Consider the following 15,230-nt stretch of genomic DNA (forward strand, 5'->3'; position numbering starts at 1 on the left):
CTGGTCGCGGGTTCCGTTCCGGCGCGGTGCGCCGGGCGGCAGCAGAACTCTCATGGTGACGTCTCCTTGGGGGTGGGGGTGGTCGTGACGGTTACTCGATGGCGGGCAACTCCCTGCCCTCAGTACGGTCCGGATCGCCGGCGAGACGGCCCGTTCCGGTGAGTGCTTCGCCACCGTTGGCGCGGACACCGGCGGACGCCTGCCGAGGCGTGCCGCCGAGCCGCAGGATCATCGCGTCGGCGTCCCGGACCAGGGTGCTCTTCGCCCCCGGGTTGGTGACCTTCGCGTTGACCATGGTCTTGAACGACTCCAGTGCGATCACGGCCCGGTCCTCGCGGCCCATGCCCTCCTGCCGGCGGGCGGTGGACAGCGACTTCTGCAGGTCCTTGGCCACCTGCGGCGTGATCGTGCCGGCCGTCTGGAACTGAGTGATCAGGCTCTCCATGTCGGCGAACGACGTGGTGGAGAAGAACACCAGCTCCTGGACGGTCTCGTTGCCGGCCGCGTCCTCCGCCGTGACGACCAGCTCGTGCAGGCCGAGCGGGATCGCGTGCAGCGCGACCACGGCGCCGGACTGGATGGCCGTGCCGTCCAGCGTCCCGGTCACGGTGACCGGGCCGTTGTCGGTGGCCGTCCAGGTGACGGTCAGGCTCTGGCTGTCGCCGTAGAGCTGGCCGTGCGCGACGCCGCTGACCACCAGGACCGGCGCGGAGCCGTCGACGGTCACGGTGACCGCCTTGGCGTCCTCGACGTTCCCGGCCGCGTCCGCCGAGCGGTATCGCAGCTCGTGCTCGCCGTCGCCGCTGACCGCGACCGGACCGTCGTACGCCGTCCAGTCGCCGCCGTCGAGCGACCACTCGGTGGCCGCGACGCCGGACGTGGCGTCGGTGGCCGCCAGCGTCACCGCCACCGGCGCGCTGCCTTCCACCGTGGCGGTCGTGACCGGCGGGGTGGCGTCCTTGCGGACGGCCGCCGCGACCGGCTCGGACACGTTGCCGGCGGTGTCGGTGCCGCGGAACTCCAGCGCGTGCTCGCCGTCGGCGTCGACGACCACCGCACCGGTGTACGGCGTCCAGTCGCCGCCGCCGAGGCGGTACTCCAGCGCGACCTCGCCGCCCTGGTCGTCGGTGCCCACCGCGGTAGCGGACACCGGGCCGGTCCACCAGCCGTTCTGGCCGGTCGGCGCGGCCGGGTCGAGCGCGACCGCGACCGTCGGGGGCGTCTCGTCGACGAGCTCCTGGATGCGGACGTTGCGGAAGTAGTTCTGGTCCGCCGCGCCGTGGTTCTGGATGCCGATGAAGCTGGGCTGGTTCATCCGGTTCGGGTCCGTGTCGGTGTAGTCGTTGATCAACACACCGTTCAACAGCACCCGGATGCGGTCGCCCTGCACCACGATCTCGTACTCGTTCCACTCACCCGGCGGGTTGAGGGCGGCGTCGCGAGCGGCCTGGTCGGCGCCCTGGAACGCGTAGATCGCACCGGTGGTGCGGTCGGGCGCGTCGGTGGCGTCGATCTGGATCTCGTGGCCCTGGTTGACGGCGACCCACGGGTCGTCGCCCGGGTCCGGGAACCCGACGAAGATGCCGGAGTTGTCGTCGCCCGGCATCATCCAGTCCAGCTTGAGGCTGTAGTCCTCGTAGGAGTCCGCCGAGTACCAGTAGAGGCCCATGCCGCCCTCGGACAGCAGCGTGCAGTCCTCGGTGAGCGTGAACCCGCCCGGGCCGGCCATCTGCCAGCCGGACAGGCTCGCCTCGGTGCCGTCGAAGAGGCTGGTGTAGCCCTCCCCCGGCGCCGTCGGCTCGCACGCCTGCGGCCCGCCGGTGACGCGGAAGTGGTCGTACGTCACCGTCTGCGGCGCCGACTGCGAGGTGCCGATGGCGAACAGGCCCACCCGCACGTCACCGGACGACAGCGCGGTGTTGGTGACCGCCTCGCCCAGCTCGGTCCAGGTCTGGCCGTCGGCGCTGTAGGCGCCGCTGTAGGTGTCGCCGGAGCGGCTCAGCCGCAGGTGCCACACGCCCTGGGTGAGCGCGGTGGCCTGGGGCTGCGGGTCCTGGATGACGGCGCCGACCTCGCTGCGCAGCTCGATCCGGCGGGCCACCGGCTGACCGGCCGGGTTGTCGACCACCATGTCGAACTTGACGTAGTTGTCGTCGTCGCCGTGGACGATCAGCCCGCCCTGCTGGTACTGCTCGACCAGCGTGGACGCGTCGACCAGCGTCTCGATGGTCCACTCGTCGCCCTCGGGCGCCGGCTGGAGCATGAAGTTCCCCGGCAGCGGGTCGGTGTTGCCGGTGTAGATGTCGCCGTTCGGGGTGTCGATCTCCAGCTTGCCGCCGGCGACCCGGTACCCCGCGTCGTCGGGCCGCAGCACGGTCCAGCGGCAGCCGTCCAGCGTCGTGCCGTCGAACGCGTCGTCCGGCGTCGGCGGCGTGGCGGTGTCGTCGGGCGTGATGTGGAACGAGTCGAACCGCACGTCGGTGACCGGCTGGCCGGTTCCGGCCAGCGCGACCAGGCCGATCTTCGGGTTCTCGATGCCGGCCAGGCTCTTCGTCTGCGGCATCTCGGTGAAGTTCACGCCGTCGGAGCTGTACGCGGCCCGCAGGTTCGAGCCGTCGCTGATGTAGCGCACCCAGACGGTGTCCGGGTAGGCGGCGCCGAGGTTGGCGGTGTTGCTGTCGCCGACCTCGTTGGGCGCGCCGTTCTCCTCGCGGATGAACTGGAAGATGCGCGCGGCCGGGTTGCTGACGCCGGTGTCGCGGCCCTGGAGCACCATCTTGGCGTAGTTGTCGTCGTCGCCGTAGATGATCAGACCGGCCTGCTGGTAGGCCCGGTAGGCCTGCATGGTCAGCTTCGCGGTCGCGGTGAACGGCCCGTCCGGCAGGTCCTGCAGGACGATGTTCGGCGTGTCGGTGTTGTTGGTGCCGTAGATGTCGGTGCTCGTCGCCGGCAGCACCAGCGCGCCGTCCCCGACCACGAGGTCCTGGTTCTCCCGGACCACGGTGGTCCAGCGGTCCCGGTCCAGCGACGTGCCGTCGAACCCGTCGGACCGCCCGTTCAGGCAGACCGGCGGTTCGGTGATCACGGGGTCGACCTCGATGGTGACGTGCTCGGTCGCCGCGGCGCCGCGCGCGTCCGTCACCGTCACGGAGGCGTCGTAGCTGCCCGCCTCGGTGTAGGTGTGCGACGCGGCCGGGCCGGTGGCGGTGCCGCCGTCGCCGAAGACCCACGCGTAGGTGAGCGGGTCGTCGCCCTCGGGGTCGGTGGCGGTGGCCTCGAAGTCGACGTCCAGCGGGACGGTGCCGCTGGTCGGCGTCGCGGTCAGTTCGACGTCGGGCCGCTGGTTGTCGGTGACGCCGCGGCCCTCGAAGTCGATCCAGTTGACGTTCAGCCCGCCGGAGACGTTGACGAAGTACAGCGGGCCGCTGTCGTCGGCCGTGTCGCCGCTGACCTCGCCGGTGAAGTTGTCGTAGGTCTGCCAGGCGCCGGTCGGCTGCACGGTGATGGTGGCCACCGTCGGGCCGTCCGGCGAGCCGGTGCGCACCTCGACCGTCGACGCGCCGGTCGGCGTGGCCGCCCGCAGCGTGATGCTGTCGATGCCGGTGAGGTTCATCGGGTCCCAGGCCCACCAGTCGCCGGGCTCGATGAACCCGATGTTCTGGCCGCCGCCCAGGACGTCGCCGGTGGTCTCGCGCTGCACGCCCGGGTCGCCGCCCGAGGTGGAGCCCGCCAGCCGGCCGGTCGTGCCGAAGTGCTCGGCCTCGCGCCGCTTGGGCTGCAGGACCAGGACCTCCTGGCCGGTCAGCGGGCTGACGTTCGGCGCGCCGTCGTCGGTGTAGGTGACCGTGACGGTGCCGAAGATGTTCGCGCCGATGTGGCCCTCGTCGCCGGGCAGCGGGAACACGCCCGAGCAGCCGTGGTTCTCGGCGTACCCGTGCGAGTGCTCGTCGTGCCCGAGCGCCGGCTGGGTGACGATGCGCGCGCAGTCGGCCTGGCCGTCCTCCGCGTCGGTGGCGCTCACCTCGTACCGGATCGTGTCGCCGAACTCGAAGAACCCGCCGTTCGGCGGCCACGCCACGTTCACGTCCGGCGCGGTGTTGCCGGCCGTGATCTCGACGTTGGCGATGTCGGACAGGCCGTCGCCGTCGGTGACGGTGAGCGCGACGGTGTAGTCGCCGGCCGTCGTGTAGGTATACGACGCCTCCGCCTCGGTGGAGTCGGTGCTGCCGTCACCGTCGAAGTCCCACGCGTACGTGATGGGCCCACCCTCGGGGTCGATCGACGCGGAGCCGTCGAACGACACCTCCAGCGGCACCGGGCCGGACGTCGCGCTGGCGCTGATGCGCGCCACCGGCGCCCGGGTGCCCTGCACGTAGTCGATGCGGTACACACCGGAGTCGGCGTTGTTGCCGCCGAAGCCGGCGCCCCACTCGATCAGGTACAGCGCGCCGTCCGGGCCGAACTCCAGCGCGTGCGGGCGGGCGAACGGCCAGTCCGGGAAGACCGCGTTGATGTCCGTGACGGCCGACCCGGTCTCGTCGAGCTGGAACGAGTACAGGTTGCCCTGGTTCCACTCGCCGAAGATCGCCTTGCCGTCCCAGTACGCCGGCCACTTGCGGTCCGACACCAGGTCCGGGTCGTACCGGTAGACGCCGCCGGCCATCGGGGCGCCGCCGCCACCGATCTCCGGGAACAGCGGGTTGGTGGAGTAGCCGTACCAGACCTCGGCCTGGATGGCGGCCGGCAGCTGGGTGATGCCGGTGTTGTTCGGCGAGTTGTTCACCGGCGCGTCGCAGTTGAAGGCCGCGCCGGAGGCGTTGGTGGCGAAGTCGAAGTCGATGTACGGCGTGTTGTTGCCCACGCAGTACGGCCAGCCGTAGAAGCCGGGCTCGTCGACGATGTTCCACTCCACCCGGCCGTCCGGGCCGCGGCTGGGGTTCGCGCTGCCGGCGTCCGGTCCGTAGTCGGCGACCATGAGCTTGTTCGTCGCCGGGTCCAGGCCGATGCGGAACGGGTTGCGGAATCCCATCGCGAAGATCTCCGGACGGGTCTGCGCGGTGCCCGGCGGGAACAGGTTGCCCGTGGGGATCGTGTAGCCGCCGCCGTCGGACGGGGTGATGCGCAGCACCTTGCCGCTGAGGCTGTTGCTGTTGGCCGACGTGCGCTGCGCGTCCCACAGCTCGCGGCCGGGCCGCTCGTCGATCGGCGCGTAGCCGCTGGACGCGAACGGGTTCGTGTTGTCGCCGGTGGTGAGGTACAGGTTGCCGTCGTTGTCGAACTCCAGCGCGCCGCCGGCGTGGCAGCACTCGACCCGGTTGGTCGGGTACTCGATGATGACGGTCTCGCTGGCGAGGTCGAGCGTCTCACCGGTCAGCGTGAACCTCGACACCCGGTCGATCGCCTCGCCGCCGGCCGGCGCGTACGTCAGGTAGACCCAGCCGTTGGTGACGAAGTCAGGGTCGAGCGCGATGCCCATCAGGCCGAACTCCTGGCCGGTGTACACGCTCAAGGTGCCGGTGGTGGTGGCCGAGCCGTCCGGCCGGATCAACCGGACCGCGCCGTTGCGGTCGATGTAGAGCACGCGGCCGTCGTCGGCGACCGCCAGCTCCATCGGGTTGCTGGTGCTGTCGTCGAGCGTGACCTTCTCGAAGCTGTCCGGGATGCTGGCCGAGCAGTCGGCCGGCGTGACGCCCGCCGCGGTCTCGATGCCGCCGAGCAGCAGCTGCAGGAAGTCCGGGTCGGCGTACGACTCCTGGGTGTGGCCGAGGCCGGTGTACCAGGACCGGCCGCCGTCGTAGTCCTGACACCAGGTGATCGGGTGGTCCGCGCCCATCGCGCCACCACCCGGCGAGTACGACTTCTCGTCCAGCGACGTCAGCACGTGCACGTTGCCGCGCGGGTTGGTCTGGTAGTTGTACCACTCGTCGAACCGGGACCAGAGCGGGTCGAGGTGCTGGGTCGACGGGTGCGCCGGGTCCTCCACCTTCACCGTCGCGGTCTGGTTCTGCGGGTGGCTGGCGAAGTACGCGCCGACCAGCTCGCCGTACCACGGCCAGCTGTACTCGGTGTCGGACGCGGAGTGGACGCCCGCGTACCCGCCGCCGGCCTGGATGTACCGCTCGAACGCCGCCTGCTGGTCGGTGTTGAGCACGTCACCGGTGGTCGACAACCAGACGACGGCGTCGTACTGGGCGAGGTTCTCGTCGGTGAACGCCGCGGCGTCCTCCGTCGCGGTGACGTCGAACTCGTGCTGGGTGCCGAGCTGCTGGATCGCCGCGATGCCCGCGGGGATCGAGTCGTGGCGGAACCCCGCCGTCTTCGAGAACACCAGGATCGAGTAGCCACCGTGGCCCGGGTGGGCGGCCGCCGGCGGCGCCATCGCGGCGACCGCCAGCGGCACCGTCGTCACGACGGCGGCACCTGCCGCCAATAATCGCCGCGCCCATCGGCGGGCGCGTTGCGTGGGATGACTCACCACAGTCTCCTTCGACTGTCGGGAACGGATGGTGCGCTCCGTGCCCGGGGTCGCCCCCGGTGGTACTCGGCCCTGCGTGGTCTCAGGCGGGTGCGGGGACCTCCGTCCATGCGCTGCCGGCGGCCGCGCTGTCCTCGACGGCCGCGAGGACGCGCTGCACGGCCAGGCCGTCGGCGAACGACGGCTCCGGGTCGCGGCCCTCGCCGATCGCCGTCAGCAGGTCGACGGCCTGGTGGGTGAAGGCGTGCTCGTAGCCGAGCCCGTGCCCCGCGGGCCACCAGGCGCTGACATACGGGTGGCTGGGCTCGGTCACCAGCACCCGCTTGAAGCCGGCCAGCCGGGCGTCCTCGGTGTGGTCGTAGACGTTGAGGACGTTCATGTCCTCGAAGTCGAACGCGAGGCTGCCCTTCGACCCGTTGATCTCGATGCGGATCGCGTTCTTGCGCCCGCTGGCGAACCGGGTCGCCTCGAACGAGGCCACCGCTCCCCCGGCGAACCGGGCCAGGAACAGCGCGGTGTCGTCGACCGTGACCGGTCCCATGGCCGCGCCCGCCCCCGCGGAGCCGGCCAGCCCGGTGAAGGAGTCGGGGATCGGGCGTTCCTTGACGAACGTCTCCAGGATCGCGCTGACACCGGTGATGCGCTCGCCGGTGATGAACTGCGTCAGGTCGACGATGTGCGCGCCGATGTCGCCGAGCGCGCCGGAACCGGCCCGATCCTTCTGCAGCCGCCACGACAACGGCGCAGCAGGATCGGCGATCCAGTCCTGCAGGTACTGGGCACGGACGTGGTGCAGTTGCCCCAGCCGGCCCTCGGCCACCAGCTGCCGGGCCAGCGCGATGGCCGGCACCCGGCGGTAGGTGAAGCCGACCAGGCTGCGGACCCCCGACTCCGCCGCCTTCTCCGCCGCCTCGACCATGGCCTCGGCCTCGGCCACGTTGTTGGCCAGCGGCTTCTCGCAGAGCACGTGCTTGCCGGCCTCGAGGGCCGCGATCGCGATCTCCGCGTGGGTGTCGCCGGGCGTGCAGACGTCGACCAGTCCCACGTCGTCGCGGGCGATCAGCTGCCGCCAGTCAGTCTCGACGCTCTCCCACCCGAAGCGTCTGGCCACGTCGCCGGCCGCCTCGGCGTTCCGGCCGCCCAGCGCCACCAGGCGCGGGACCACCGGAACGTCGAAGAAGCTCGGCGCGTTGCGCCAGGCCTGGGAGTGTGCCGCCCCCATGAACGCGTAACCCACCATCCCAATGCCCAGTGACGTGACCTGGGTCGGCGTGTCGTCAACCGTCATGTGCTGTGCCTTCCGTTATGTGCCCCCGTGCGTGACGAGTGCTGGCGGGGCCGGCGCCGGCCCCGCCACTCACCGCGTCCTGATCAGGATTCGAACCCCAGGGGGAGGTACTGCTCGACGTTGTCGGCGTTGACGACCGGAGCGTTCAGCACGATCCGGCGCGGTACCTCGACCTGGACCAGGTCCGACATCCCCTTGTTCTGTGCCAGCAGCCGGGCCAGCCGGATGCCGTCCGCAGCCTGCGTCGGCGGGTAGAGGATGGTGGCCTCCATCTCGCCGTCCTGGATCCACCGCATCGCGTTCGCCGAGCCCGCCCCGCCGATGAAGAAGAACTCGTCGCGGCCGGCGTTGTCGAACGCCTGCTTGACGCCGACGCCCTGGTCGTCGTCGTGGTTCCAGATGATGTCGATCTGCGGCGCCGCCTGCAGCAGGTTCGCGGCCTGCTCCTCGCCGGACTCGACGGTGAACTCGGCGGCGACGCGGTTGTCGACGGTCTGGTCGCAGGCGGCGAGCGCGTCCTCGAAGCCCTGCGAGCGGTCCTGGGTCAGCGGCAGCGAGTCGATGCCGGCGATCTCGGCGATCACCGGGTCGGCGATGCCGTTCTCCTCGATCAGCCCGCAGGCGTAGGTGCCGGCCGAGACACCCATGCCGTAGTTGTCACCGAGGATGGTGGTGCGGGCGGCGAACGAGGTGGAGAACTCGCGGTCGACGTTGACGACCGGGATACCGGCCTCCATCGCCCGGGTGGCCACCTCGGTGAGCTGGGCGCCGTCCGTGGGCAGCAGCACGATCGCGTCGACGCCCTCGTTGATGAACGTCTCGATCTGGCTGATCTGCAGGTTGGCGTCGTTCGTGCCCTCCGCGGTGCGCAGCTCGACGTCCTCGTACTTCCCCGCCTCGGCGACGGCCGAGTCGTTGACGGCGGCCAGCCAGCCGTGGTCGGCCTCGGGGCCGGAGAAGCCGATGGTCACGGTCTCGCCGACCTCGTCGTTGCTGCCGGAGGGCGCGGCGTCACCGCCGGTCTGCGCGGCCGGCTCGTTCTCCTCCTCCGGGTCGTTGCTGGTGCAGCTGGCCACGAGGGCTCCGGCCGCGAACACGGCGGCGGTGGCCGTCAGTAACCGGCGGCGCGGCCGGTTCGTACGTACGGACATGGGTCTCTCCTCGTCGTTGGTACGGTCCCGGACTGCCCGTCCGGTGGTGCGCTCTTCTTGGGGGTGAGTCGGTGTGTCGGCGGGGAAGTGGGGCGGCTAGGTCGAGTCGCTGCTGCGGACCGCGACCCGCTGCTGGAGGAGTACGGCGACGACGATGATCGCGCCCTTGGCGACGGCCTGGGTGGAGCTGTCGAGGTTGTTGAGGGTGAACACGTTCGTCAGCGTCTGGAAGATCAGCACGCCGAAGACGGTGCCGACGATGGTGCCGCGGCCACCGGTGAGCAGCGTCCCGCCGATGACGACGGCGGCGATCGCGTCCAGCTCGTACAGCTGGCCGTGCGTCCCGCTGCCGGTGCCGGTGCGGGCGGCCAGCATGATCCCGGCGATGCCGCAGGCCAGGCCCAGCACCACGTACAGCAGGACGGTGTGGCGCTTGACCGCGATGCCGGCGAGGCGCGCCGCCGTCGCGTTGCCGCCGACGGCGATGGTGCGCCGCCCGAACGTGGTGCGGTTGAGCAGCACCCAGCCGACGGCGCTGACCACGGCGAAGATCCAGATCAGCACCGAGATGCCGAGGAACTCGCCGTTGATGGTGTCGACCAGCCCGCGGACGTCGACGATCTGCGTGCGCTTCTCGGAGATGATCTCGGCCAGGCCGCGGGCGGCGGCGAACATCGCCAGCGTGGCGATGAACGGCGCCATGCGCCCGTACGCCACGAGCACGCCGTTGACCAACCCGCAGCCGACTCCGACAGCGCAGGCCACGAACACCATGATCAGCCAGTGGGTGTCCTCGGCCATGGTCTGGGTGGCCAGGGTGGTGGCCCAGACCGACGAGAGCGCGACGATGGCGCCGACCGAGAGGTCGATGCCGCCGCCGATGATCACGAAGGTCATGCCGATGCTGACCACGCCGATGACGGAGGCGAACCGCAGGATCGTCACCATGTTGTCGGTGCTGGCGAACCGGTCGCCGGCGGTGGCCACGCCCACGGCGCAGAGCACGAGCAGCGCGATGACCAGGCCGAGGTTCCGGCCGAACGGGCTGCTCATGAACCGGACGAAGCCGGACTGGGTCTCGCCCCCGGCCGCCGCGGCCGCCTCGATGCGACGATGCTCGTCGGCCGGCGGGGTGGTCGGCGGTGCGGACGGAGTCTGGTCGCTCACGCTGCGCTCCCTTCCATGACCAGGTCGAGGACCCGGTGCTCGTCGATGTCGTCGGCCGGCCCGGTGTGCACGACGACCCCGTCCCGCAGGACCAGCACCCGGTCGGCCAGGCCGAGCACCTCGGGGACCTCACTGCTGACCATGACGACGGCGACACCGTCGTCGGCGAGCCGGCGGACGAGCGCGTAGATCTCGCTGCGCGCGCCCACGTCGACCCCTCGCGTCGGCTCGTCCAGCAGCAGCACCCGGCACTCCCGGAGCAGCCACCTGGCGAGGACGATCTTCTGCTGGTTGCCGCCCGACAGGGTGCGGACGGCGCGGTCGACGTCCGGCGGGCGGACGTCGAGCGACTTCACATGCTCGGTGGCGGCGCGCTTCTCGTCACCGCGGTTGATGAAGCCGCCACGGGCGAACCGGCCCATGGTGGCGAGGCTGACGTTGCGGTAGATGGCCTCGTCGAGCAGCAGGCCCTGGCTCTTGCGTTCCTCGGGGCAGAGCCCGACGCCGGCGCGGACGGCGGCCCGGACATGCCCGTTGCGCAGGGTCTTGCCGTCGACGCTGACCGACCCGGACGACGCCTTGCGCGCGCCGTAGACGGTCTCGAGGATCTCCGAGCGCCCGGACCCGACCAGCCCGGCCAGCCCGACGATCTCGCCGGCCCGCACCTCGAAGTCGACCCCGCTGAACGCCCGGCCGGAGGACAGGTCGCGGACCGCCAGCACGACCGCGCCGTTGCCCTCGTGCGTCCGGCGCGGCGGGAACACGTACTCGATGTCGCGGCCGGTCATGCGGCGGGTCAGCTCGCGGGTCGGGGTGTCGCGGGCGGCCAGGCCGGTGGCGACGGTGCGGCCGTCCTTGAGGACGGTGACGCGGTCGCCGATCTCGCGGATCTCCTCCAGCCGGTGCGAGATGTACACGACGGCGACGCCCTCGGCCTGCAGGTCGCGGATGACCTTGAACAGCCGGGCGACCTCCTCCTGGTCGAGGACCGCCGACGGCTCGTCCATGACGATCAGCTTGACGTCGTGGGACAGCGCCCGCGCCATGCTGACGATCTGCTTGCCGGCCGCCGACAGCATGCCGACCTCGCGGCGCGGCGAGATCTCCGGGTGGCCGAGCCGGGCCAGCAGTGCGGCGGCCTCCTTCTGGGTGTCGCCGCGGCGGGAGAAGCCGGCCGCGGTCAGTTCGTGGCCGAGGTAGATGTTCTCCGCCACGGACAGGCCGTCGACGAGGTCGAGTTCCTGGTAGATGGTCGCGATGCCGTTCTTCATCGCCGCCATCGGCGTGCCGAGCCGGATCTGCTCGCCCTGCCAGCGGATCTCGCCCTCGTCCGGCTGGTGCGCGCCGGCCAGCACCTTGATCAGCGTCGACTTGCCGGCGCCGTTCTGGCCGAGCAGGCAGTGCACCTCGCCGGCGCGGACCTCGAGGTCGACGCCGTCGAGGGCCCGCACGCCCGGGAAGACCTTGACGATGCCGGTCATCTGCAGCAACGGGTCGCTCACGCCACACCTCCGGGGAGTGGGGTCGGAATCGAGGACGCGGCCGCCGTTCCCACGGATGCGGGGTCGGTGAAGACGGCCTCCAGCGCGACGTGCGCGCCACCGCGGCAGGCGGCGGTGAACCCCAGCGCGGACAGCTCGATGCGGCAGCCGCCGCGCGCCGGGGCGACGACGCGCTTGTCCAGCTCGGCCTCCATGACCGGCAGGAAGAACTCGCCCAGCTCCGCGAAGTAGCCGCCGAGGACGATCACCCGCGGGTTGAACAGGTTGACCAGGATGGCCGCGCCGAGCCCGAGGCCGGTGCCGACCGCCTCGATGCCGCGCAGCGTGCGCCCGTCGCCGAGCGACGCGCGGCGGCGGATCTCGGCCAGCCGGACCTCGAGGTCGACCGACGGGTCGGTGACCGGGTCGTCCTTGTCGGCCACCTCGCGCAGCAGCGCCGCCAGCCCGACCGACGTCTCCCAGCAGCCGGCCTTGCCGCAGCCGCACCGGTGCGCGGGGTCGCCGATCGGCATGTGCCCGATCTCGCCGCCGTAGCCCTCGGTGCCGCGCAGCAGCACGCCGTCGGAGATGACGCCGCCGCCGACGCCGGTCTCGCCGGTGACGTAGACGAGGTCGCCGGTGCCGGCCGAGGAGCCCATGGCGTACTCGGCCAGCGCGCTGAGGTTGGCGTCGTTGTCGACCCGGATGGTCGCGGCCGGGCCGGACAGCCGGGTGGCCAGCTCGTCGGCGATGCGCACCTCGCGCCAGCCGATGTTCGGGGCGTGCCGCAGCACGCCGGGCGCGGTCTCGACCATGCCCGGGATGCCGACGGTGATGCCGCCGACGTCGTGCCCCTTGGCCGCGGCGTCGTCGACGGCGGACGCGATGGCCGCGGCCAGCTCGTCCATCGTCTTCTCCACGCCCAGCCGCGGCACGTCGAGCGGGGTGCGGACGTAGCTGACCTGCTCGCCGCGCAGGTCGAGCACGAGCACCGCGACGTAGTCGACGTTCACCTCGGCGCCCAGCCCGCAGCTGCGCCCGTCGATCTCCACCGTCTGCCCGGGCCGGCCCACCCCGCCGCCGCGCTCGACATCGCCGTCGCGGACCAGGCCCAACTCGCCCAGCTCGGCGACCAGGCTGGAGACGGTGGCCTTGTTGAGGCCGGTGTCGGCGGCGATGCGGGCCCGCGACCGCGGCCCGTGGTCGCGCAGGTCGCGCAGGACCATCGCCAGATTGTGCCGGCGCAGGAACACCTGGTCGGCGGGCGCGGACGCGTCGGTCATGGTCCCCCCTCTCCCCGGCGTGACCTGCATCACGAGTGTTCGTCGGTTGGGACAACAAACTAGGAAGGGCGGCCACTCGCGGTCAAGGGTTACGAACGAGTTTCTTCCGGTGACCAGCCGATGACGCTCGAACAACCGCCGAGTCGGCCATGGTCGCCGGATCCGCTGGACGATCCGGTCTATACCAGGCAATATGCGCTCTGAGCTGCGCGTTGGCCGCCCCGGGGCGGCGCGCGGGACGGGTCGCGGCACGGACCGGCGGACGAGGTCACGGTTCGGCAACATCCGGCGCCGCAACGACAGAACGTCAGCACCAAAGCCAGGTTTCACGCACGCGAACGACGAACTTCTCACTTTCATTGGACAAAGTCGCGAACCGATTCAACGTCGCCACTCGGTGAGCGCGGCCGGCGCCAGGCCACGACCGCACCGGTCACGAGACCCACGGCGGCCAGCAGGGTGGCGACCAGGAACGGATCGAGGGAGTGCAGGGACGGGGCGAATCCGATCCCGACGCAGACGGCCACCCCGATCGCACCCCCCAACTGGTCAGCCGCGCGCTGGACGCCCGAGGCGACCCCGGCGTCGTCGTCGGTGACACCGGTGACCGCGAGGTACTGGAGCCCCACCAGACCGAACCCCATTCCGGCCGCGATCAGGAGCATCGCCGGGATCATCGTCACGGCGCCCGTCTGCAGGGCCGACACGAGCGCGATCACGGCCATCGCGGCGGCGGTGCAGCCGATGCCGGCCAGCACGCACACGTGTGCTCCCCAGCGGTCCAGCAGCCGGGGCACCAGCACGGAGCACACGATCAGCGAGACCGCCAGCGGCAGCATCGTCAGGCCCGCGCCGAGCGGGCTGACGCCCAGCCGGTCCTGCAGATAGAAGGTGAACAGCAGAAACGAGGTCGACAACGCGCCGCTCAGCAGCATCGTGACCAGGTTGGCCGCCACCCGCGTGCGATGGACGAAGAAGCCCAGCGGCAGCAGCGGGTTGCGCGAGCGCGCCTCGACCCGCACGAACCCGACTCCGGCCGCCACCGCCCCGGCCAGCGCCCCCAGCACCACCCAGAGCGGCGTTCCGGGTTCGGCGGCCTCGACCACGGCGAAGGTGAACAGCAGCGGGCAGGCGGTCAGCAGCAGTGCGCCCGGAACATCCAGCGGCGCGGCGCCCTCGGCCGCGGGCCGGTCCCCGTCGACCAGGAAGGCGGCCGCCAGCAGCACGATCAGGATGAAGGGGACCGAGACCAGGAAGATCCACCGCCACCCCAGGTGGGCGGTGATGATTCCGGACAGGACGAATCCGAGGACGAGACCGCAGCTGGCCACCGCGGCCCACACGCTCAGCGCCCGCGACCGACGCGGGCCGTCGGGGAACGTCAAGACGATGGTGGCCATCGCGGCGGGCAGCGCGATGGCCTCACCGGCGCCCTGCAGCAGGCGCGCGAGCACCAGCAACTCGAAGGTGGGGGCCAGGCCCGCCAGGAGGGACGCGGCGCCGAACAGGCCGGTGCCGACCACGACCCAGGTCAGGGCGTGTCCGTCGACGTCGAAGTCGGCGCCGATCGAGGGCAGGGCGATGTTGACCACGGTCACGTCGACCGCGATGAAGAACTGCAGCATGGACATCGCGCACAACACCAGCCATGCGCGTGCAGGGGATGGGCCGTGCCCGCGGAAAGGGAGGATGCCTGGAAGCATCAGGTGCTCCGTTGCTCAGAAGGGGTTCTGAGCAGCACGAACGTGCCGCTCCGGTCTGATCACGAAGCGGCTGGACGTCCAGGAAGAGGGTGTGAGTCGAACGTCCCGCCGCTAGCGGGACGTCCTGGTGACCGCGGCGCAAGAGGCCGCGCACGAAGCAGCAGACATGCCGCGAACGGTACCAGGCGAGCGCGATCTCCTAAGGTGTGTCCCCCTAGCATCACGGTCCATGCACCGAAGCCGCCTCTCCACCCTGTTGATCGACGCGCCGGCCGGCGAGGCCGGGCGGAGCGTGGCGTTCTGGACCGCCGCGCTCGGCACCACCAGCCAGAGCCCGCCCGGCGAGCCGCAGTTCCACGGGCTGCCCGGCGCCGTCCCCGGCCTCGTGACCGCCGTCCAGGCCCTCGAGGGCGGGCCGTCGCGCTACCACGTCGACATCGAGACCGACGACGTCGCGGCCGAGGTGGCCCGGCTCACCGGGCTCGGCGCGGTCGAGCTGGGCGACTGGCAGGGCTGCCACACGCTGCGGGCTCCCGGCGGACACCTGCTGTGCGTCATCCCGGTGCACAGCGACCCGGCCGAGTTCGCCGCCGCGGCCCGGGTCTGGCACTAGGGGCGAGGGCCGGCCGGGTTCTCGCCCCGTGGACGAGAACCCGGCCGGCGTATGCGTCCGGACGATCAG

At 71.5% G+C, this 15,230-nt stretch carries 8 protein-coding genes; 1 reads left to right on the forward strand and 7 read right to left on the reverse strand.

Translation table 11 applies throughout. The annotated features are described in order from the left end of the window. Positions 1-91: 91 nt before the first annotated feature. The 7 genes from ACW62_RS19315 to ACW62_RS19345 all read right to left on the reverse strand — a co-directional run bounded on the left by ACW62_RS19315 (position 92) and on the right by ACW62_RS19345 (position 14,476). Complete coding sequence (locus ACW62_RS19315) at positions 92-6,409, reverse strand: ThuA domain-containing protein (RefSeq protein WP_205629469.1); 6,318 nt, start codon at positions 6,407-6,409, stop codon at positions 92-94. Positions 6,410-6,557: 148 nt separating this feature from the next. After that, positions 6,558-7,763, reverse strand: a complete 1,206-nt coding sequence (locus ACW62_RS19320; protein WP_053205734.1) for a Gfo/Idh/MocA family protein — start codon at positions 7,761-7,763, stop codon at positions 6,558-6,560. Between the two features lie 83 nt (positions 7,764-7,846). After that, entirely contained in the window at positions 7,847-8,914 is a 1,068-nt protein-coding gene (locus tag ACW62_RS19325; RefSeq protein WP_053205735.1) for a substrate-binding domain-containing protein, read from the reverse strand. 96 nt (positions 8,915-9,010) lie between these two features. Next, positions 9,011-10,081: an ABC transporter permease gene (locus ACW62_RS19330; protein ID WP_053205736.1), complete on the reverse strand. Its 1,071-nt coding sequence runs from the start codon at positions 10,079-10,081 to the stop codon at positions 9,011-9,013. Then, on the reverse strand, positions 10,078-11,562 hold the full coding sequence (locus tag ACW62_RS19335; RefSeq protein ID WP_053205915.1) for a sugar ABC transporter ATP-binding protein: 1,485 nt from the start codon (positions 11,560-11,562) through the stop codon (positions 10,078-10,080). Before ACW62_RS19335 ends, ACW62_RS19330 begins: the two co-directional genes overlap by 4 nt. Positions 11,563-11,579: 17 nt before the next feature. Next, positions 11,580-12,845 carry an ROK family transcriptional regulator gene (locus tag ACW62_RS19340; RefSeq protein ID WP_169792095.1) on the reverse strand — a complete coding sequence of 422 codons (1,266 nt, stop codon included), beginning with the start codon at positions 12,843-12,845 and terminating at the stop codon, positions 11,580-11,582. 356 nt (positions 12,846-13,201) lie between these two features. Continuing rightward, positions 13,202-14,476, reverse strand: a complete 1,275-nt coding sequence (locus tag ACW62_RS19345; protein ID WP_053205737.1) for an MFS transporter — start codon at positions 14,474-14,476, stop codon at positions 13,202-13,204. A 301-nt stretch (positions 14,477-14,777) separates the two neighbouring features. On the opposite strand from ACW62_RS19345, the gene ACW62_RS19350 reads away from it, so the two are divergent. Continuing rightward, positions 14,778-15,161, forward strand: a complete 384-nt coding sequence (locus ACW62_RS19350) for a VOC family protein (RefSeq protein WP_053205738.1) — start codon at positions 14,778-14,780, stop codon at positions 15,159-15,161. Positions 15,162-15,230 lie beyond the last annotated feature (69 nt).

Origin of the sequence: Jiangella muralis (genome assembly GCF_001270745.1) — a bacterium.
GTDB lineage: Bacteria > Actinomycetota > Actinomycetes > Jiangellales > Jiangellaceae > Jiangella > Jiangella muralis.